Below are 17467 nucleotides of genomic sequence, written 5' to 3' on the forward strand. Positions count from 1 at the left end.
CCAGGGGAATCACTATGGAAGACTCTCTGCCTATGGGCGAAACACGGGTGACAGCGCAGGAAGGCCGGTCGGCGGCCGGTTCTTCACCCATCGTGGTCGAGACAGTCCCCGAGACCGCCGCCGTATCCACCGCCACCACCGCTCCCCCGGCCTCCGAAGAGCCCGGAAAGGCTTCCGGCAGGACGGGGTGGGCCGACTGGCCGGCGCGGCTCCGCTCCCTGCGGGTGCCCCGCCGCCCCCGGCTCTGGTTCGAGATCCTGCTCATCGCGGTCAGTTACTGGCTGTATTCGCTCGTGCGCAATGCCGTCCCCGAGCAGAAGACGGCGGCCCTGAGCAACGCGGACTGGATCTGGTCGGCGGAGAAGTCCCTGGGCCTCGCCTTCGAGGAGGCGGTCAACCACGCGGTCAATTCCGTGACATGGCTGATCGTGTCGATGAACTACTACTACGCGACGCTGCACTTCGTCGTGACCATCGGCGTCCTCGTCTGGCTGTTCCGCCGCCACCCGGGCCGTTACGCCGCGACCCGGCTGGTGCTCTTCGCGACGACGGCCGTGGCCCTGCTCGGCTACTACCTCTACCCACTGGCGCCGCCCCGTCTGATGAACGGCGCGAACTTCATCGACACCGTGCTCCTGCACGAGACCTGGGGCTCGATGGCCTCGGGCGACTTCAAGAACATGTCGAACCAGTACGCGGCGATGCCGTCGATGCACATCGGCTGGTCGCTCTGGTGCGGTCTGACGATCTTCGCCCTGGCCTCGGCGCCCTGGGCCCGCATTCTGGGCCTGCTCTACCCGATGCTCACCCTGGTCGTCATCGTGGCCACCGCCAACCACTTCTGGCTGGACGCGGTGGGCGGCATGGCCTGCCTCGCGTTCGGTTACGCGCTCACCCGCCTCTGGTACGGCTCGCTGCCGCACCGGCTGCCGAAGTGGGTGCCCGCCGGGAACGGGATGGAGCGGCTGACCGGACTGCGCGCCGCCCGGCTGCCACGCCCGGCTCCGCAGCCGAAGCCCGCACCGGAGGCGGAGCCGGCCGGTTCGCGGGGGCCGTAGCGGCAATCCAGCCCCTCCGGCGCTTGAGGAGCGGGGTCCGGGGCGGAGCCCCGAGGTCCCCGGGGCCCGGCCCCGGGGAGCACGCCCCTAGGACGCCGCCCCGTAGAACCGCTCCTCCACCACCGCCCGCGCCCGCCGCGTGATCCGCCGGTAGTCGTCCAACATGTCCCCGACATGCCCCGGCTCGTACCCCAGGTACCGCCCGACCGCCGCCATCTCCCGCGCCTCGGACGGGAACGTGTCGCCCGGCCGTCCCCGTACCAGCATCACCGCGTTGCGCACCCGTGTGGCCAGCACCCACGCCTCGTCCAGCGTCTGCGCGTCCTCCACCGGAATCAGCCCCGCCGCACACGCGGCGGCCAGCGCCTCGCGCGTACGCGTCGTGCGCAGCCCCGGCTCCGCCCATCCGTGCTGCATCTGCATCAGCTGCACGGTCCATTCGACGTCGCTCAGCCCGCCCCGCCCCAGCTTCGCGTGCAGCGTGGGGTCCGCGCCGCGCGGCAGCCGCTCGGACTCCATCCGCGCCTTGAGCCGGCGGATCTCGCGTACGGCGTCCTCGCCGAGCCCTTCCATCGGATACCGCAGCGGATCGACGAGCTCGATGAAGTCGCGCCCCAGCTCCTCGTCGCCCGCGACCGGTTCGGCCCGCAGCAGCGCCTGGCTCTCCCAGACCAGCGACCAGCGCCGGTAGTAGGCCTCGTACGACTTCAGCGTCCGCGCCAGCGGCCCGGTCTTGCCCTCGGGCCGCAGGTCGGCGTCGATCAGCAGCGGCGGATCGGCGGTGGGCAGCTGAAGGAGCCTTCGCATCTCACCGACGACGGTGCTGGCGGCCCGCGCCGCCTCCTCGTCGCCGACGCCCTCGCGCGGCCGGTGGACGAAGAGGACGTCGGCGTCGGAGCCGTAACTCAGCTCGTGCCCGCCGAAGCGGCCCATGCCGATGACGGCGAAACGGGTCGGCAGGGTGTCGCCCCACCGCGCGCGGACGGCGGCCCGCAGCGCGCCCGCGATGGTGGCGGCGTTGAGGTCGGTGACGGCCGAGCCGACGCGGTCGACGAGCGCCCCGTGGTCCTGCTCGGCGGGGCTCTCCTCGGTGCCGTACGAGCCGATGAGGTCGGCGGCCGTCGTACGGAACAGCTCGCGGCGGCGCACCCCGCGCACCACCGCGACGGCCGGCTCCGCGTCCCCGGCACGCCCCACCGCGGCCAGTACCTCCTGCTCCAGGTGAGCCCGGGTGCGGGGCGTGAGCCCCTCCGGGTCGCCGAGGATCGCCACCGCCTCCGGGGCCCGCAGCAGCAGGTCGGGGGCGAGCCGGCCCGCGGAGAGGACCCGGGCGAGGTTCTCCGCGGCGGCCCCCTCGTCGCGCAGGAGCCGCAGATACCACGGGGTCTTGCCGAGCGCGTCGGACACCTTGCGGAAACCGAGGAGCCCGGCGTCCGGGTCGGCGGAGTCCGCGAACCAGCCGAGCAGCACCGGCAGCAGGGTGCGCTGGATGGCGGCCTTGCGGGAGACCCCGGAGGAGAGGGCCTCCAGGTGCCGCAGGGCGGCCGCCGGGTCGGCGTACCCGAGGGCCCCCAGACGGTGGGCCGCGGCCTTCGCGCTGAGCCGGGACTCGGCGGGGGCCAGCTGGGCGACGGCGTCCAGCAGCGGCCGGTAGAAGATCTTCTCGTGCAGCCGCCGTACGACGGAGGCGTGCCGCTTCCAGGCCTTGTTCAGCTCGGCCACCGGGTCGGTGCGCATCCCGAGCGACCGGCCGAGCCGCCGCAGGTCCGCCTCGCCCTCGGGGACCAGGTGGGTGCGGCGCAGCCGGTAGAGCTGGATGCGGTGCTCCATGGAGCGCAGGAAGCGGTACGCCTCGTCGAGCTGCGCGGCGTCCGCGCGTCCCACGTACCCGCCCTCGGCCAGCGCCCGCAGCGCCTCCAGGGTGGAGCCGCTGCGCAGCGAGGCGTCGCTGCGCCCGTGCACCAGCTGGAGGAGCTGCACCGCGAACTCGACGTCGCGCAGTCCGCCGGGGCCGAGCTTCAGCTCCCGCTCGATGCGGTCGGCGGGGATGTTGTCGACGACGCGGCGGCGCATCTTCTGCACGTCGGGGACGAAGTTCTCCCGGTCGGCGGCCCCCCAGACGAGCGGCGACACCGCCTCGACGTACTCCGCGCCCAGCTCGGGGTCGCCGGCCACCGCACGGGCCTTCAGCAGGGCCTGGAACTCCCAGGTCTTGGCCCAGCGCTGGTAGTAGGCGAGGTGGGAGCTGAGCGTGCGCACCAGCGGCCCGTTGCGGCCCTCGGGGCGGAGGTTGGCGTCGACCTCCCAGATGGTGCCCTCGACGGTGGTCTCGGAGCAGATCCGCATCATGTGGGCGGCCAGCCGGGTGGCGGCCTGTATGGCCTTGGTCTCGTCGACCCCGTCGCGCGCCTCCCCGACGAAGATCACGTCGACGTCGGAGACGTAGTTCAGCTCCCGCCCGCCGCACTTGCCCATCGCGACGACCGCGAGCCGGCACTGCGCGGCGTCCTCGGGCGCGGCCGTCCGGGCGACGGCGAGAGCGGCGCGCAGGGTGGCGGTGGCGAGGTCGGCCAGCTCGGCGGCGGTCTGGGCGAGGCCGGTCGTCCCGCACACGTCCCGGGCGGCGAGGGTGAGCAGACACCGGCGGTAGGCGATCCGCAGCGTGTTCGGGTCGACGGCGTCGGCGAGCCCGTGCTCGAACTCGGCGACACCGGGGTGCAGGTCGACCGCCTCGTACGTGACGAGCGCCTGCCAGTCGCTCGGATGCCGGGCCAGATGGTCCCCGAGCGCCTCCGAGGCGCCGAGCACCCCGAGGAGCCGGTCGCGCAGTGGCTTGGCGGTGACGAGGGTGTCGAGCAGCACCTGCCGCTCGTCTGCCGCCCCGGCCTCCACGATCCGGACCAGTCCGCGCAGGGCCAGATCCGGGTCGGCGGTGGCCCCGAGCGCCTCCAGGAGGACCGGATCCGACCGTACGGAGGCCAGCGCGTCCAGGCCCAGGAGCTGCTCCGCGGCGGACGGGGCGGTGAATCCGTGCCGCAGCAGCCTGGTGAACGTACTGCTTCTGCGCCCCGGCACCGTCGTCATTCCGTGTTCTCCTGCCCGCCGAACCGATCTGCGTAGCTGCTCGGCCGCCCCCTTGCCGCGTCACAGCTCTCCGAGCCTAGTCCTGTGCCGATGAATTCGGGGCGGGGGCGGAGTCCACCCCAGGGGGAAAGCACCTGACAGCACCCCTTTGACGTCCCCGCGGAGGAACCATGTCCACGACCGAGCACCCCCTGCCCGACCGTTCCCCGGCCGATGCCCCCGCCCCGGCCCCGGCGACCGAGCTGGACGCCCGCTACAGCAGCGGGGGCGCGACGGCCCGCCCCTGGCCGGAGGCGGCCGCCGTACTCGCCGGTGCCCCGCTGTACTGGCTGTCCACGGTCCGCCCGGACGGCCGCCCCCACGCCACCCCGCTGATCGGCGTCTGGTCCGACGGCGCCCTCCACTTCTGTACGGGCCCCGAGGAGCGCAAGGCACGCAACCTGGCGGCCAACCCCGAGGTGGTCCTGACGACGGGCGCGAACACCCTGGACTCCGGCTTCGACATGGTGGTGGAGGGCCGGGCGGACCGGGTGACCGACCACGGCCGGCTGACCGCGCTGGCCCGGCAGTGGGAGGCGAAGTACGGCGGCGACTGGCACTTCGACGTCGAGGACGGCAGCTTCGTCCAGGCGGGGGCGGGCCACGCCCACGTGTTCGCGGTCCGCCCCCGTACGGCCTTCGGCTTCGGCAAGGGGGAGCCGTACAGCCAGACGCGCTACCGCTTCATGTGATCCGCCGGGCCCGTCCCGACGAGGACGGTGGCGTACAGCTCCTCGGAGACCAGGACCCGGGTGCTCAGCCCGGCGGTGCGCAGGACCTCGACCGCCGTGTCCCGCTGCCGCTCGCTCGCCTCCACGAGCAGACTGCCGCCGGGCGCGAGCCACGCGGGCGCTTCGGCGGCGACCCGGCGCATGACGTCGAGCCCGTCGCCGCCCCCGTCCAGAGCGACGCGCGGTTCGTGGACGCGGGCCTCGGCGGGCAGCAGCTCGATGTCGTCGGTGGGGACATAGGGGACGTTGGCCAGCAGCACGTCGACCCGGCCGCGCAGGGCGGCGGGCAGCGGGGCGAACAGGTCGCCCTCGTAGACCTGCCCCAGGTCGCCGACGTTGCGCCGGGCGCAGCGCACGGCGGCGGGCTCGACGTCGCAGGCGTGCAGTTCGGCCGCCTCCGACGCGCAGGCGAGGGCGACGCCGAGCGCGCCGGAACCGCAGCAGAGGTCGACGACGACGGCCCTGCGGGGTGCGAGGGCGGCGGCCTGCGCCACCAGGAACTCCGTACGCCGGCGGGGCACGAAGACGCCGGTGTCCACGGCGAACCGGCGGCCGTGGAAGTCCGCCCAGCCCAGGACGTGTTCGAGCGGCAGTCCGGCGGCGCGGCGCTCGACGAGGGCGGACAGTTCGTCCGGGGAGGTGGTGGCCTCGTGGAGGAGGCGGGCCTCGTCCTCGGCGAAGACACAGCCGGCGCGGCGCAGGGCGGCGACGGTGGAGGAGGAGACAGCGGGGTGAACCGGCATACGAGCGAAGCCTTTCGGGAAAAACCGATGGGCGCTCCGCGATCGTCCTAGTTCGTCCGGTCGGCTGCCGCTGTTGCCGCTGCCGGTCGTTCGACGTGATCGCGCGGGGTGAGCACCCAGCCTGATCCAGCGGTAATGGGTCTCACCTCCTCGGTCGATCTCGTCGGTCCCCGTGGCGTACGGGGGTCATAACAGTACAACAGCCCGTTCCCACGCCTGTACGGGGCATGGGGACGGGCTGCCCGGCCGGTCCTCGGCTACGCGTTCCACATCACCGACCGGGAGCGGAGCACCGAAGGACCGGGCTCGGCGGGAGCACGGTCCTTCGGCCCCCGGCTCAGGGATCGGGCTGGTCGACGCGGATCTCGTAGGCGATCTCCCAGCGGATGTCCGGCACGACGATGTTCGCCGTCTCCACGGGGCGGCCATCACGGTCGAAGTACGTGCGCTCGATCTCGATGACCAGGTCACCGATGGAGATGCCGAGCAGGTTGGCCTGTTCGCGCGTCGCGCGGGCCGGGCGGGGCAGTTCGATGCCGGTGGTGATGCCCACGCCGATGGAGCGCATGCGCTCGACCACGCCGATCTTGCCGTGCGGACCCATCTCCGGGAGCAGGACCGGCGTCCCGTCCGTGATGGCCATCGGCTCCCAGCTCTTGGCGAGCTGTACGGGCATGCCGTCGGCGAGGAACTCGTAGTCGGTCACGACACAGAGGTCGCCGGGCTCGATCGCCAGGCGTTCCGCGATGTCCTCCGGCGCGGGAACGCGGGCCGTGCTGGTGCACTCCCAGTCGGCCTCGTGGTCGAGCTCGCTCATGTTCGCGGCGAACGGGCTCTTGTTGCGCTGCTCACGGTGGCGTGAGCGGACCATGCGCCGGCGCTCGCGGGCCCGGCGGACGTACGTGCCGGAGCCCGCGCGGCCTTCGAGGATGCCCTCGATGATCAGGCGCTCCATGGCCCGCTGCGCCACGGACTGGCCGACGCCGTACTCCTCGGCGAACCGCGCCCGGGACGGCAGCTTGTCCCCGACCGCCCATTCACCGGCTCGTACGCGTGCCCGCAGTTCGTCCGCCACCTTCAAGTACGGCGTATCACGTGGCATTTGAGCAGCTCCGTGTGTTCGGCGTCGATAGGGGCGTCGCTGTTGACAAAGCTAACCCATCAGGTTGAAGCTGAATACTCAGCATTACATGGAGTGACATTCGGTTCACCAGGGGAGAAGTGTGCGCTCTGCACAAGCGCGGGTCGCGGCACTGACCGGCATGCTCACCGCCGCCACAGGCACCGCGTCTCGCGTGGCCACCGACCTGGACGGCTTCCGCGTCGAGGCCGATCTCCCCGCCGAGTTGAGCGCGACCGCCCACGCGGCCGTCCTCGCCGCCCTGGCCACGGCGGACCGCTACGGACACACCCGCACCCGCACCTCCGAATACGTCTGGGCCGAGATCAGCAGAGAGGCGAACGTGACCACGAACGAATCCCCCGACGCGGCGTACCGCGCCCTGCTCGGCCACACGATGACCTGCACCGCCTGCCGGACCGGCACGGCCTGCCCCGACGCCACGAAGCTCGTCCGTGTCTGGCGGGAGACCCGCAGATGAGGTGGGGTGCACGGCTGCCGTCGCCCCGGGCCCCGGCACCGGCCCGGACCCACACGGCCCCGTGCCCCACCCGAGGCCCGGGACGACGGCGCCCGGCCCGGCCGGCGCGGCTGCCCGCCGCTTTCCGGACGGCCGGGCCGCCCCCGTGACCCCCTGCACCCCCTGATCCCGGTCCCGGCCGCCCGTTCCTCGCGGGACAGCGGCCGGGCCGGTTCGCCACCCATCCACCAGCGACGGAGGCACCTGATGCGTCCTACCTGCCGGCCCTTACCGACACCACCGCCCGGGAGGCCCGGGTGATCACGCTCTCCGCCACGGACACCCGTACCTGCGAGGCGTGCTGGAACGCCCCGGTCACCGCCGCCCGGCAGACCCCCGCCGGCCGCGACCTGCTCTGCGAGGAGTGCGCGGAGGGCAACTACCCGTGCCGCGTCGACCTCTTCCCGCCGTTCGGCGTCTACGGCCTGACGGCCCGCAAGCTCCTGAACGACGGGAAACACGGCAGCGGCCCCCCGAAGACCCCGCCGGACCCGGGCCCGCCGCTGCCCAACCCGCCCCCCGCGCCGTCACCGCCGGGGACGCCGCCGGTGTAGCGCGCCCTGTCACGTCCGGCTCGCACCTCCGTCGCAGAACGGTGCGGGCCAGGCCGCGGACAGGACGCTGCCGCACCGCATACGCCTGATCGGCCTCACCGGCCCGGCCCGGCCTGTCGGAAGGACCCGCACCGGCCGGTCCGCTGCTGCCGCCGCTGCCGCTGCCGCTGCTGAACAACCGGCCTGCGCTTCCGGCCCGCAAACGGCTTCGGGCCGACGGTGTGACACCGTCGGCCCGAACTCGTCAGTCACGCACGCGGGCTCCACGCCCGACAGGCGGCGCTACAGCACCGGCAGCAGGTTCTTCAGCTCGAAGGCCGTGACCTCGCTGCGGTACTCCTCCCACTCCTGCTTCTTGTTGCGGAGGAAGAAGTCGAAGACGTGCTCGCCCAGCGTCTCGGCGACCAGTTCGCTCTTCTCCATCAGCGAGATCGCCTCGCCCAGGTTCTGCGGGAGCGGCTCGATGCCCATCGCACGGCGTTCGGCGTCGGAGAGGGCCCAGACGTCGTCGTCGGCGCCAGCCGGGAGTTCGTAGCCCTCCTCGATGCCCTTGAGGCCCGCGGCGAGCAGGACCGCGTAGGTGAGGTACGGGTTGGCGCCGGAGTCGATGGAGCGGACCTCGACGCGGGCCGAGCCGGTCTTGCCGGGCTTGTACATCGGGACGCGGATGAGCGCGGAGCGGTTGTTGTGGCCCCAGCAGATGTACGAGGGGGCCTCGCCGCCCGCGCCGGCCGCGCGGGAGGAGCCGCCCCAGATGCGCTTGTAGGAGTTGACCCACTGGTTGGTGACGGCCGAGATCTCCGCGGCGTGCGTCAGCAGGCCCGCGATGAAGGAGCGGCCGACCTTGGAGAGCTGGTACTCCGCGCCCGACTCGTAGAAGGCGTTGCGGTCGCCCTCGAAGAGGGAGAGGTGGGTGTGCATGCCCGAACCGGGGTACTCCGAGAACGGCTTGGGCATGAACGTGGCCTGCACGCCCTGCTCCAGCGCCACCTGCTTCATCACCAGACGGAACGTCATGATGTTGTCCGCCGTGGAGAGCGCGTCCGCGTACCGCAGGTCGATCTCCTGCTGGCCGGGGGCGCCCTCGTGGTGGCTGAACTCGACCGAGATGCCCATCGATTCGAGCATGGTGATCGCCTGGCGGCGGAAGTCCATGCCGACGTTCTGCGGCGTGTGGTCGAAGTAGCCCGAGCTGTCCGCCGGGGTCGGGCGGGTGCCGTCGACCGGCTTGTTCTTCAGCAGGAAGAACTCGATCTCGGGGTGGGTGTAGAAGGTGAAGCCGAGGTCCGACGTCTTCGCGAGGATGCGCTTCAGCACGTAGCGAGGGTCGGCGAAGGAGGGGGAGCCGTCGGGCATCAGGATGTCGCAGAACATCCGCGCGGTGCCCGGGGCTTCCGCGCGCCAGGGCAGGATCTGGAAGGTGCCCGGGTCCGGCTTGGCGATCATGTCCGACTCGTAGACCCGCGCGAAGCCCTCGATCGCCGAGCCGTCGAAGCCGATGCCCTCGTCGAAGGCCTGCTCCAGCTCGGCCGGAGCGACGGCGACGGACTTGAGGAACCCGAGGACGTCGGTGAACCACAGCCGCACGAAGCGGATGTCGCGCTCCTCAAGGGTCCTGAGGACGAATTCCTGCTGCTTGTCCATTGCCACATCCTTGCAGTTCAGACGGTCCGTGCACCACCGCCCGGGGTAGGGGAGACACTGCCAGTATCACGACCCGGGATTTCACCCACATTACGCACTCGGTGTGAGAGGGAGCACTCGGCCACCCACTACGATCGGCGACCGTGGCGCACGGGGGCGGTGACCGAGCGATGACCGGCTTTCCCGCCCGTCCGCGCGCATCGGTCCACGGACCGTCCTCCCGCCTCCCGGCCCCTTCGCGGAAGGACCCGACGACTGAGCTTCGATCCCCGGTACCCGCAGCCGCAGCCGCAGGCCCCCGACACCCGCGCCCGCTCCGCCCGCAACCGGGCCATCGCCACAGGGCTGGGCGCCGCCGTCGTGGCCGGTCTCGTCACCTTCGGCTCGTACCCGCTGCTGGAGCGCTCCGAGGCGAACGAGAAGTCAGGCGACGCCTCGGCGGCCCAGGACGGCAAGCATCCGGGCGGGCACGGCGACTCCCACGGCGACGCCAAGGGCGGGGCCATCGAGGGGCTGAAGTCCTGGGACGCGGCGAAGCTGGGCCGCGACCACGTGGCGGGCCCGGTCGACTATCCGATGAAGCCCCCGGTCGGCGGCAACCACAACCAGTCCTGGATGAACTGCGACGGCGACGTATACGAAGAGGCCCTCGCCGACGTCAACGCCGTGCACTCCCTGGAGCACGGCGCGGTCTGGGTCACGTACAACGACAAGGCCGCCGCTACCGACGTGGCCGAGCTCGCCGAGCGCGTCAAGAGGACCCCGTTCACGCTGATGAGCCCGTACGCCGGCCAGGAGGGCGCGATCATGCTCAGTGCCTGGGGCAAGCAGGTCACCGTGGACTCCGCCGCCGACCAGCGGGTGGACCAGTTCCTCACCCAGTTCGTCCAGGGTCCGCAGACGCCCGAGCCCGGCGCACCCTGCACCGGCGGGCTGGCGACGGTGCCGCGGTGACGGCGGGGCAGCGGACACCGCAGGACGAGGACGCCCACACCCTCGTGGAGCGGCGGAAGACCCGACGTGTCCGATGGGCCGCAGGGACCGCCGTCGCCCTGGCGCTGCTCTTCGCGGGGGCGGCCACGGTCGCCTCCGCACGCGGCGACGGGGGCGGGGACGGGGACGCAGATGGGCAGGGGCAGGGGCAGGGCTACGCCCGTGTTCCGGCGGCCTCCTCCGCCGACGCCGGGTTCGCCCGGGACATGGCCGTCCACCACCAGCAGGCCGTCCAGATGTCCTTCGTCGTCCGCGACCGCACGGACGACGAGGACGTGCGCCGACTCGCCTACGACATCGCCAACACCCAGGCCAACCAGCGCGGGATGCTGCTCGGCCTGCTCGGCCTGCTCGACCTGTGGGAGCTGCCGAAGATCGCCCCGGCCGGGGAGCAGCCCATGGCCTGGACGGCCGATACGGATGCACACGGGAAGGGACACGGACAGGGGCCGGGGCAGGGGAAAGGGCACGGGCACGGTGGGCATGACTCGGGCGGTGCCGAGACCGGGGCCGGAGCAGGTGCCGGCAGCGCTGCTGATGGCGTACGCATGGCGGGCATGGCCGGCCGCTCCGAGCTGGAGCGGCTCGGGCGCCTCGACGGCGAGCAGGCCGAGGTGTTCTTCCTCCAGTTGATGACGGACCACCACAGGAGCGGCGTCGCCATGGCCGAGGCCTGTGCGTCGCTGTGCGCGGTTCCGGCCGAGCAGCGGCTCGCCCGGGGCATGGTGGAGGGTCAGCGGTCCGAGCTGGGGCTGATGCGGGACATGCTGGCCGAGCGGAAAGCCACGCCCCGGTCCTGAGCCGGGCCGGCCGGGCCCGGACAGCGGGTACGTCAGCTTTCGCCCTCCTGCCGGCACACCCGAACGGATGGTTGCGGTCGCGCGGCCCCGGCGGGCCGATGACGATGGGTTGCGCTCGGGGCCGTACCGCATGCCATCAGCACGCAGGAGGAAATCCCCCATGACGACCGCCAAAGACATCATGCACAGCGGGGCCCGCTGGATCCCGGCCCACGAGACCCTCGACCGTGCGGCGCAGCTGATGCGCGAGCACAACGTGGGGGCGCTGCCCGTCTCCGCCAACGGCGAGTCGGACCGGATGGTCGGCATCATCACCGACCGCGACATCGTCGTCGGCTGTGTGGCCAAGGGACACGATCCGGCGGAGATCACAGCGGGCGATCTGGCGCAGGGCACGCCCCGCTGGATCGAGGCGGAGGCCGATGTGAACGCGGTCCTGGAGGAGATGCAGACCCACCGCATCCGCCGGCTGCCCGTCGTCGAGAACAAGAAGCTGGTCGGCATGATCAGCGAGGCCGACCTCGCGCAGCACCTCACCGAGGAGCAGATCGCGGGCTGGGCCGAGAAGGTCTACTCCCGCAGCTGAGAAGCCGGGAAACACGTGCGTGAAGCCGGGAACACGTGCCGGTGTGCGTACGCATGGATGTGCGCAGGTACGTGCGTGAGCAGCTGCGAGCACGTGTGACGGTGGCCCGACGCCCACGGCCCGTTCCGGTCGCGGGGTGCCGGGTCGCCGTTCGTTCGCATACCCGCCGGGGGTAGGCTGCCCGCATGGCGGGCACGGCGTGGAGCGGAAGCGGGACGTACGGGCGGCTGATGCTGTTCGCCGCCTTACTGTTCGGCATCGTCACCATGCATACGGTCGGGCATCCGGCGGAGCACAGCGGTTCGCCGTCAGCCCCCGCCATGACCGGGCACCTGGCCCAGGCCCCCGGCCCGGTCCCCGCCCCGGCCGCGGGCGCCGCCGACGTGCGACACCTGCCGCCGCACGACTCCCCCGCCTCCGGCACCCCCATGAGCGGCATGGATCCGCTCTCCGTCTGCCTCGCCGTCCTCGGTGTGTGGGGCCTCGCCCTCCTCGGTTCCTGGCTGCTCGGGCTGCGCGCCGACGGGCGGCCCCTCGGTACGCCGGTGGGTGCGGGGCTACTGCGGGTACTCCGGCCGGTCCCGCCGCCCCGGATATCGGTGCTCGCCAGCGTTTCGGTGCTGCGTATTTAGGAGTGGGCGTTTCACCTCCGCCCCTCCCTGAACCACCGGAACCACCGGAACCAACGCTCTTCAGATCTTCAGAGGTGTATTCGGCATGCCCACGCAACCCACTCGACGCGCCGTGCTCGGCGCCGCTCTCGCCGTCGCCGGTACGGGAGCCCTCGCCGGCTGTTCCGACGGCAGCGGCCACGGCGGTACGCACTCCCCCGGCGGGGCACAGGACTCAGGTACGTACGTCTCCCCCGGCGGCAAGGAGGTCGAGGCGACCGAGGCGGCGCGCGGCTCCGGGCCCGTACGCGAGGTCTCCCTCACCGCCACCCGCGCCCGGCTCGACCTCGGCGGCGGGCGGACCGTCGCCTCCTGGGCGTACGGGGACCGGCTGCCCGGACGCGAGGTGCGGGTGACGGCGGGCGACACGCTCGCGCTCACCCTCGCCAACCACCTGCCGGAGCCCACCTCCCTGCACTGGCACGGGCTCGCCCTGCGCAACGACATGGACGGGGTCCCCGGGCTGACCCAGCGGGAGATCGCGCCGGGTGCCGACTTCGCCTACCGGTTCGCCGTGCCGCATCCGGGGACGTACTGGTTCCACCCGCACTCCGGCGTCCAGCAGGACCGGGGGCTGTACGCGCCGCTGATCGTCGAGGACCCGAAGGAGCCGTTGGCGTACGACAAGGAGTGGGTCGTCGTCCTCGACGACTGGGTCGACGGGGTGGACGGGTCCACTCCGGACGCCGTCCTCAAGGAGCTGTCCGGCGGCATGGGCGGCGGGATGGATCACGGCGCGCACACCATGTCCGGCGAGGGAAAGGGCAAGAGTGAGGGTGAGGGCGAGCCGGGCGGTGACGGGCCCTCGCGGATGATGATGGGGGCCACCAGTGAGCTGCTCGGCGGGGACGCCGGCGATGTGGCCTATCCGCACTACCTGGTCAACGGGCGGGTGCCGGAGGACCCGGAGTCATTCACCGCGCGGCCCGGTGACCGTATCCGGCTGCGGATCATCAACGCCGGTGGCGACACCGCCTTCCGTGTCGCGCTCGGCGGGCACCGGATGACCGTGACGCACACCGACGGGTTCCCGGTCCGGCACACCACGGGTGACGCGCTGCTGCTGGGGATGGGCGAGCGGTACGACGTCCTCGTCACCGCCGGCGACGGGGTGTTCCCGCTGACCGCGCTGGCCGAGGGGAAGAAGACCGCGGGGACGGAGGCGTCCGCGCTGGCCGTGCTGCGGACCGGGAGCGGGGCCGCGCCCGCCGCCTCCGTACGCCCCCGGGAACTGGACGGGAAGCTGGTGGAGGCGGGGCGGCTGGTGCCGGACCCGTCGGTGGCGCTGCCGGCCCGTGCGCCGGACCGGACGATCCGGATCCGGCTCACCGGTGGGATGGCGGCGTACGACTGGGCCTTCGACGGACAGCCGTACAGCGCGGAGCAGCGGCGGCCGGTCGAGGCGGGCGAGCGGGTGCGGGTCGTCTTCGACAACGGGACGGCCATGTGGCACCCGCTGCATCTGCACGGGCACACCTTCGCGCTCGGCGGGAACGCCGCCGGGGCCCGTAAGGACACCGCGATCGTGCTGCCGCACCGGTCGCTGACCGTGGAGTTCGACGCCGACAACCCGGGGCTGTGGATGGTCCACTGCCACAACGTCTACCACGCGGAGGCGGGGATGATGACGGTCCTCGGTTACCGGAGCTGACCGTACGGCCCTCGGCCGGCCGGGGCGGATTCCGCTTCGACCTGCGGTTTCGGCGGGCCGCGGCAGTTTTTGCCCGGCCCGCCGGGACATCGCGTCAGAAAGACGATTACACTGGGCGGCGTGCCTCAACTACGCCTCGCACTGAATCAGATCGACTCGACCGTCGGCGACCTCGCCGGCAACTCCGAGGCGATCGTCCACTGGACCCGGCACGCCGCCGAGCAGGGCGCCCACCTGGTGGCGTTCCCCGAGATGGTGCTGACCGGATACCCCGTCGAGGACCTGGCCCTGCGGTCGTCCTTCGTCGAGGCCTCGCGACAGGCGCTGCGTGCGCTGGCCGCCCGGCTCGACGCGGAGGGCTTCGGCGAACTGCCGGTCGTCGTCGGTTACCTGGACCGCTCCGAGCACGGCGCGGCGCGCTACGGGCAGCCGGCCGGCTCCCCGCGCAATGCCGCCGCCGTGCTGCACCGGGGCGGGGTCGCGCTCAACTTCGCCAAGCACCACCTGCCGAACTACGGGGTGTTCGACGAGTTCCGGTACTTCGTGCCGGGCGACTCGATGCCCGTCGTCCGGGTCCACGGCATCGACGTGGCCCTCGCGATCTGCGAGGACCTGTGGCAGGACGGCGGGCGCGTCCCGGCCGCCCGGTCCGCCGGGGCCGGGCTGCTGCTGTCGATCAACGCCTCGCCGTACGAGCGGGACAAGGACGACACCCGGCTGGAGCTGGTCCGCAAGCGGGCCCAGGAGGCCGGCTGCACGACGGCCTACCTGGCGATGATCGGCGGACAGGACGAGCTGGTCTTCGACGGCGACTCGATCGTCGTCGACAAGGAGGGCGAGGTCATCGCCCGCGCCCCGCAGTTCTCCGAGGGCAGCGTCATCCTCGATCTGGAGCTGCCCGCCGCCGGGGCCGTGGCGCCCTCGGGTGTGGTGGACGACGGGCTGCGCATCGACCATGTGGTGCTGTCCGAGCAGCCCGTGGACGCGTACGAGCCGGAGCTGGCGGGCGGGTACGCGGAGCGGCTGGAGGACGACGAGGAGATCTACTCCGCGCTGGTCGTCGGGCTGCGCGCGTACGCCGCGAAGAACGGTTTCAGCAGTGTGCTGATCGGGCTCTCCGGCGGGATCGACTCGGCGATCTGCGCGGCCATCGCGTGCGACGCGCTCGGCGCTCAGCACGTGTACGGGGTGTCGATGCCGTCGAAGTACTCCTCGGACCACTCCAAGGGCGACGCGGCCGAGCTGGCGCGGCGGACCGGGCTGAACTTCCGCACCGTACCGATCGAGCCGATGTTCGACGCCTATATGGGGTCGCTCCAGCTCACCGGCCTCGCCGAGGAGAACCTCCAGGCGCGGCTGCGCGGCACGATGCTGATGGCCCTGTCCAACCAGGAGGGGCAGATCGTGCTGGCGCCGGGCAACAAGTCGGAGCTGGCGGTCGGTTACTCCACGCTGTACGGGGACGCGGTCGGCGCGTACGGGCCGATCAAGGACGTCTACAAGTCGTCGGTCTTCCGGCTGGCGAAGTGGCGCAACCGGGCCGCCGAGGAGCGGGGGCAGACGCCGCCGATCCCGGAGGCCTCGATCACCAAGCCGCCGAGCGCGGAGCTGCGGCCGGGGCAGGTCGACACGGACTCGCTGCCGGACTACGACGTCCTGGACGCGATCCTGGAGATGTACGTGGACCGGGACCAGGGTCTTGATGCCATCGTGGCGGCCGGGTTCGACGCGGAGCTGGTGGCGAAGACGCTGCGGATGGTGGACACGGCGGAGTACAAGCGGCGGCAGTATCCGCCGGGGACGAAGATCTCGCCCAAGGGGTTCGGGAAGGACCGGCGGCTGCCGATCACGAACCGGTGGCGCGAGTCGTAGGGGGCGTCGACGTGGCCGCGGGCCCGCCCGGCGCAACGGTTCCGTCCTCGAACGCCGGACAGGCCGGAGAGGGCGCCGGACGGGCCTGGTTCGCTGCCACCACCACGCGGGATTTCCGCGCCGGGCCCCGGTCCAGGCAGCCCGCTGTCACTGCCACCGCCAGGCCGGTCACCGCCAGCACCGCGCCGACCAGGGCCGGGGACGTCCAGCCCCAGCCCGACGCGATGGCCACGCCGCCCAGCCAGGCGCCGCCCGCGTTGGCCAGGTTGAACGCGGAGTGGTTGGAGGCGGAGGCCAGGGTCGGGGCGTCCTTCGCCTTGTTCATCACCAGCATCTGGAGCGGGGTCGTCGTCATGAAGCCGACTCCGCCCAGCAGCACCACCATCACCAGCGCCGCCCACTGCACGTGCACCACGAACGGGAAGACCACCAGGACCACCGCGAGTGCGCCGAGCGATCCGTACAGGGTCGGGCGCAGTGCCCGGTCCGTGAGGGGGCCCGCTGCCAGGGCGCCCAGGGTCATGCCGATGCCGAAGAGGGCCAGGACCAAAGTGACGGAGGATTCGCCGAAGCCCATCGCCTTCGTGGTCATGGCCGAGAGGTAGGAGTACACCGCGAAGACCCCGGCGAAGCCGAAGACCGCGGTGAGCAGGCCGAGCAGCACCTGACGGTTGCCGAGGGCGCGGAGTTCGCGGCGTACGTCCTGGTGCGCCTCGACCGGGATGCCGGGCACCAGGCGGGCCAGGGCGGCCATCGCGGCGAGGCCGATCGCCGCGACCACGAGGAACGTGGCCCGCCAGCCGAGGTGCTGGCCGAGCAGGGTCGCCGCGGGGACGCCGACGATGTTGGCGACCGTCAGACCGAGGAACATCGTCGCCACCGCCCGCGCCTGACGGCCCTCGGAGACCAGCCGGGCGGCCACGACCGCGCCGACGCCGAAGAACGCGCCGTGCGGCAGACCGGCGAGGAAGCGGCCCGCGATCAGCCAGCCGAAGTCCGGGGCGAGCGCGGAGGCCAGGTTGCCGACGGTGAACAGCGCCATCAGGAGCAGCAGCATCCGCTTGCGCGGGACCCGTGAGCCGAGGCCGGTGAGCAGGGGCGCGCCCACGACGACACCGATCGCGTACGCCGACACGAGGTATCCGGCGGTGGGCACGGAGGTCCCGAGGTCGTCCGCCACGTTGGGCAGCAGCCCCATCATGACGAACTCCGTCGTGCCTATGCCGAAGGCGCTCACGGCCAGGGCGAGGAGGGCCAGGGGCATGGGGAGGGAACCTTTCACGGTGGTGCGCGGCAGGGAGCCGCCGCCGCGGCACACAGGTGCCGGACAGCGGCTCACGCCATATGTAAGTTACCGGAACAAATTCTCGCAGACGCTCATGCCGGGACGCCTACCGGCGG

At 72.3% G+C, this 17467-nt stretch carries 15 protein-coding genes; 10 read left to right on the top strand and 5 right to left on the bottom strand.

Annotation, left to right across the window (positions count from 1 at the left end; genetic code table 11):
* Positions 1 to 32: 32 nt before the first annotated feature.
* On the top strand, positions 33 to 1058 hold the full coding sequence (locus ACGF2Y_RS05285) for a phosphatase PAP2 family protein (protein ID WP_392943361.1): 1026 nt from the start codon (positions 33 to 35) through the stop codon (positions 1056 to 1058).
* Positions 1059 to 1145: 87 nt separating this feature from the next.
* Here the strand turns inward: ACGF2Y_RS05285 and ACGF2Y_RS05290 are convergent, their stop codons facing one another.
* Positions 1146 to 4142: a bifunctional [glutamine synthetase] adenylyltransferase/[glutamine synthetase]-adenylyl-L-tyrosine phosphorylase gene (locus tag ACGF2Y_RS05290; protein ID WP_392943362.1), complete on the bottom strand. Its 2997-nt coding sequence runs from the start codon at positions 4140 to 4142 to the stop codon at positions 1146 to 1148.
* 170 nt (positions 4143 to 4312) lie between these two features.
* Here ACGF2Y_RS05290 and ACGF2Y_RS05295 point away from each other — a divergent pair, with 170 nt between their 5' ends.
* A complete protein-coding gene (locus ACGF2Y_RS05295; RefSeq protein WP_392943363.1) occupies positions 4313 to 4873 on the top strand; it encodes a pyridoxamine 5'-phosphate oxidase family protein in 561 nt (186 codons plus the stop codon).
* Here ACGF2Y_RS05295 and ACGF2Y_RS05300 read toward each other — a convergent pair.
* The gene (locus ACGF2Y_RS05300) at positions 4858 to 5655 is read right to left on the bottom strand and encodes a putative protein N(5)-glutamine methyltransferase (RefSeq protein ID WP_392943364.1); all 798 of its coding nucleotides are present in this window, start codon (positions 5653 to 5655) and stop codon (positions 4858 to 4860) included. The two genes, ACGF2Y_RS05295 and ACGF2Y_RS05300, sit on opposite strands and share 16 nt — an antisense overlap.
* A gap of 337 nt (positions 5656 to 5992) precedes the next feature.
* A complete protein-coding gene (locus tag ACGF2Y_RS05305; RefSeq protein ID WP_392943365.1) occupies positions 5993 to 6757 on the bottom strand; it encodes a GntR family transcriptional regulator in 765 nt (254 codons plus the stop codon).
* 160 nt (positions 6758 to 6917) lie between these two features.
* Between ACGF2Y_RS05305 and ACGF2Y_RS05310 the strand changes: the two genes are divergently transcribed.
* On the top strand, positions 6918 to 7256 hold the full coding sequence (locus ACGF2Y_RS05310; RefSeq protein ID WP_392943659.1) for a hypothetical protein: 339 nt from the start codon (positions 6918 to 6920) through the stop codon (positions 7254 to 7256).
* Between the two features lie 296 nt (positions 7257 to 7552).
* Complete coding sequence (locus tag ACGF2Y_RS05315) at positions 7553 to 7849, top strand: hypothetical protein (protein WP_392943366.1); 297 nt, start codon at positions 7553 to 7555, stop codon at positions 7847 to 7849.
* A gap of 282 nt (positions 7850 to 8131) precedes the next feature.
* Here the strand turns inward: ACGF2Y_RS05315 and glnA are convergent, their stop codons facing one another.
* Positions 8132 to 9493 carry a type I glutamate--ammonia ligase gene (gene glnA / locus ACGF2Y_RS05320; RefSeq protein WP_003969536.1) on the bottom strand — a complete coding sequence of 454 codons (1362 nt, stop codon included), beginning with the start codon at positions 9491 to 9493 and terminating at the stop codon, positions 8132 to 8134.
* A gap of 255 nt (positions 9494 to 9748) precedes the next feature.
* Between glnA and ACGF2Y_RS05325 the strand changes: the two genes are divergently transcribed.
* The 6 genes from ACGF2Y_RS05325 to ACGF2Y_RS05350 all read left to right on the top strand — a co-directional run bounded on the left by ACGF2Y_RS05325 (position 9749) and on the right by ACGF2Y_RS05350 (position 16066).
* On the top strand, positions 9749 to 10447 hold the full coding sequence (locus ACGF2Y_RS05325; protein WP_392943661.1) for a DUF3105 domain-containing protein: 699 nt from the start codon (positions 9749 to 9751) through the stop codon (positions 10445 to 10447).
* Complete coding sequence (locus ACGF2Y_RS05330) at positions 10444 to 11286, top strand: DUF305 domain-containing protein (RefSeq protein ID WP_392943367.1); 843 nt, start codon at positions 10444 to 10446, stop codon at positions 11284 to 11286. Before ACGF2Y_RS05325 ends, ACGF2Y_RS05330 begins: the two co-directional genes overlap by 4 nt.
* A 160-nt stretch (positions 11287 to 11446) precedes the next feature.
* Positions 11447 to 11872 (top strand): CBS domain-containing protein, encoded by a 426-nt coding sequence (locus ACGF2Y_RS05335; protein WP_392943368.1) that lies wholly within the window; start codon positions 11447 to 11449, stop codon positions 11870 to 11872.
* Positions 11873 to 12057: 185 nt separating this feature from the next.
* The gene (locus ACGF2Y_RS05340; RefSeq protein ID WP_392943369.1) at positions 12058 to 12504 is read left to right on the top strand and encodes a hypothetical protein; all 447 of its coding nucleotides are present in this window, start codon (positions 12058 to 12060) and stop codon (positions 12502 to 12504) included.
* 85 nt (positions 12505 to 12589) lie between these two features.
* A complete protein-coding gene (locus ACGF2Y_RS05345) occupies positions 12590 to 14194 on the top strand; it encodes a multicopper oxidase family protein (RefSeq protein WP_392943370.1) in 1605 nt (534 codons plus the stop codon).
* Between the two features lie 120 nt (positions 14195 to 14314).
* Positions 14315 to 16066 (top strand): NAD+ synthase, encoded by a 1752-nt coding sequence (locus ACGF2Y_RS05350; protein WP_392943371.1) that lies wholly within the window; start codon positions 14315 to 14317, stop codon positions 16064 to 16066.
* Here ACGF2Y_RS05350 and ACGF2Y_RS05355 read toward each other — a convergent pair.
* Positions 16041 to 17330, bottom strand: coding sequence for an MFS transporter (locus ACGF2Y_RS05355; protein WP_392943372.1), 1290 nt, complete (start codon positions 17328 to 17330; stop codon positions 16041 to 16043). The two genes, ACGF2Y_RS05350 and ACGF2Y_RS05355, sit on opposite strands and share 26 nt — an antisense overlap.
* Positions 17331 to 17467 lie beyond the last annotated feature (137 nt).

The sequence above is a fragment of the Streptomyces sp. NPDC048142 genome (assembly GCF_043202835.1).
Classification (GTDB): Bacteria; Actinomycetota; Actinomycetes; order Streptomycetales; family Streptomycetaceae; genus Streptomyces.

Coding starts and splice junctions, on each gene's coding strand:
- ACGF2Y_RS05290 (WP_392943362.1), bottom strand. CDS start 4,142: ATGACGACGGTGCCGGGGCGCAGAAGCAGTACGTTCACCAGGCTGCTG.
- glnA (WP_003969536.1), bottom strand. CDS start 9,493: ATGGACAAGCAGCAGGAATTCGTCCTCAGGACCCTTGAGGAGCGCGAC.
- ACGF2Y_RS05285 (WP_392943361.1), top strand. CDS start 33: ATGGGCGAAACACGGGTGACAGCGCAGGAAGGCCGGTCGGCGGCCGGT.
- ACGF2Y_RS05305 (WP_392943365.1), bottom strand. CDS start 6,757: ATGCCACGTGATACGCCGTACTTGAAGGTGGCGGACGAACTGCGGGCA.
- ACGF2Y_RS05295 (WP_392943363.1), top strand. CDS start 4,313: ATGTCCACGACCGAGCACCCCCTGCCCGACCGTTCCCCGGCCGATGCC.
- ACGF2Y_RS05300 (WP_392943364.1), bottom strand. CDS start 5,655: ATGCCGGTTCACCCCGCTGTCTCCTCCTCCACCGTCGCCGCCCTGCGC.
- ACGF2Y_RS05310 (WP_392943659.1), top strand. CDS start 6,918: ATGCTCACCGCCGCCACAGGCACCGCGTCTCGCGTGGCCACCGACCTG.
- ACGF2Y_RS05340 (WP_392943369.1), top strand. CDS start 12,058: ATGGCGGGCACGGCGTGGAGCGGAAGCGGGACGTACGGGCGGCTGATG.
- ACGF2Y_RS05355 (WP_392943372.1), bottom strand. CDS start 17,330: ATGCCCCTGGCCCTCCTCGCCCTGGCCGTGAGCGCCTTCGGCATAGGC.
- ACGF2Y_RS05335 (WP_392943368.1), top strand. CDS start 11,447: ATGACGACCGCCAAAGACATCATGCACAGCGGGGCCCGCTGGATCCCG.
- ACGF2Y_RS05345 (WP_392943370.1), top strand. CDS start 12,590: ATGCCCACGCAACCCACTCGACGCGCCGTGCTCGGCGCCGCTCTCGCC.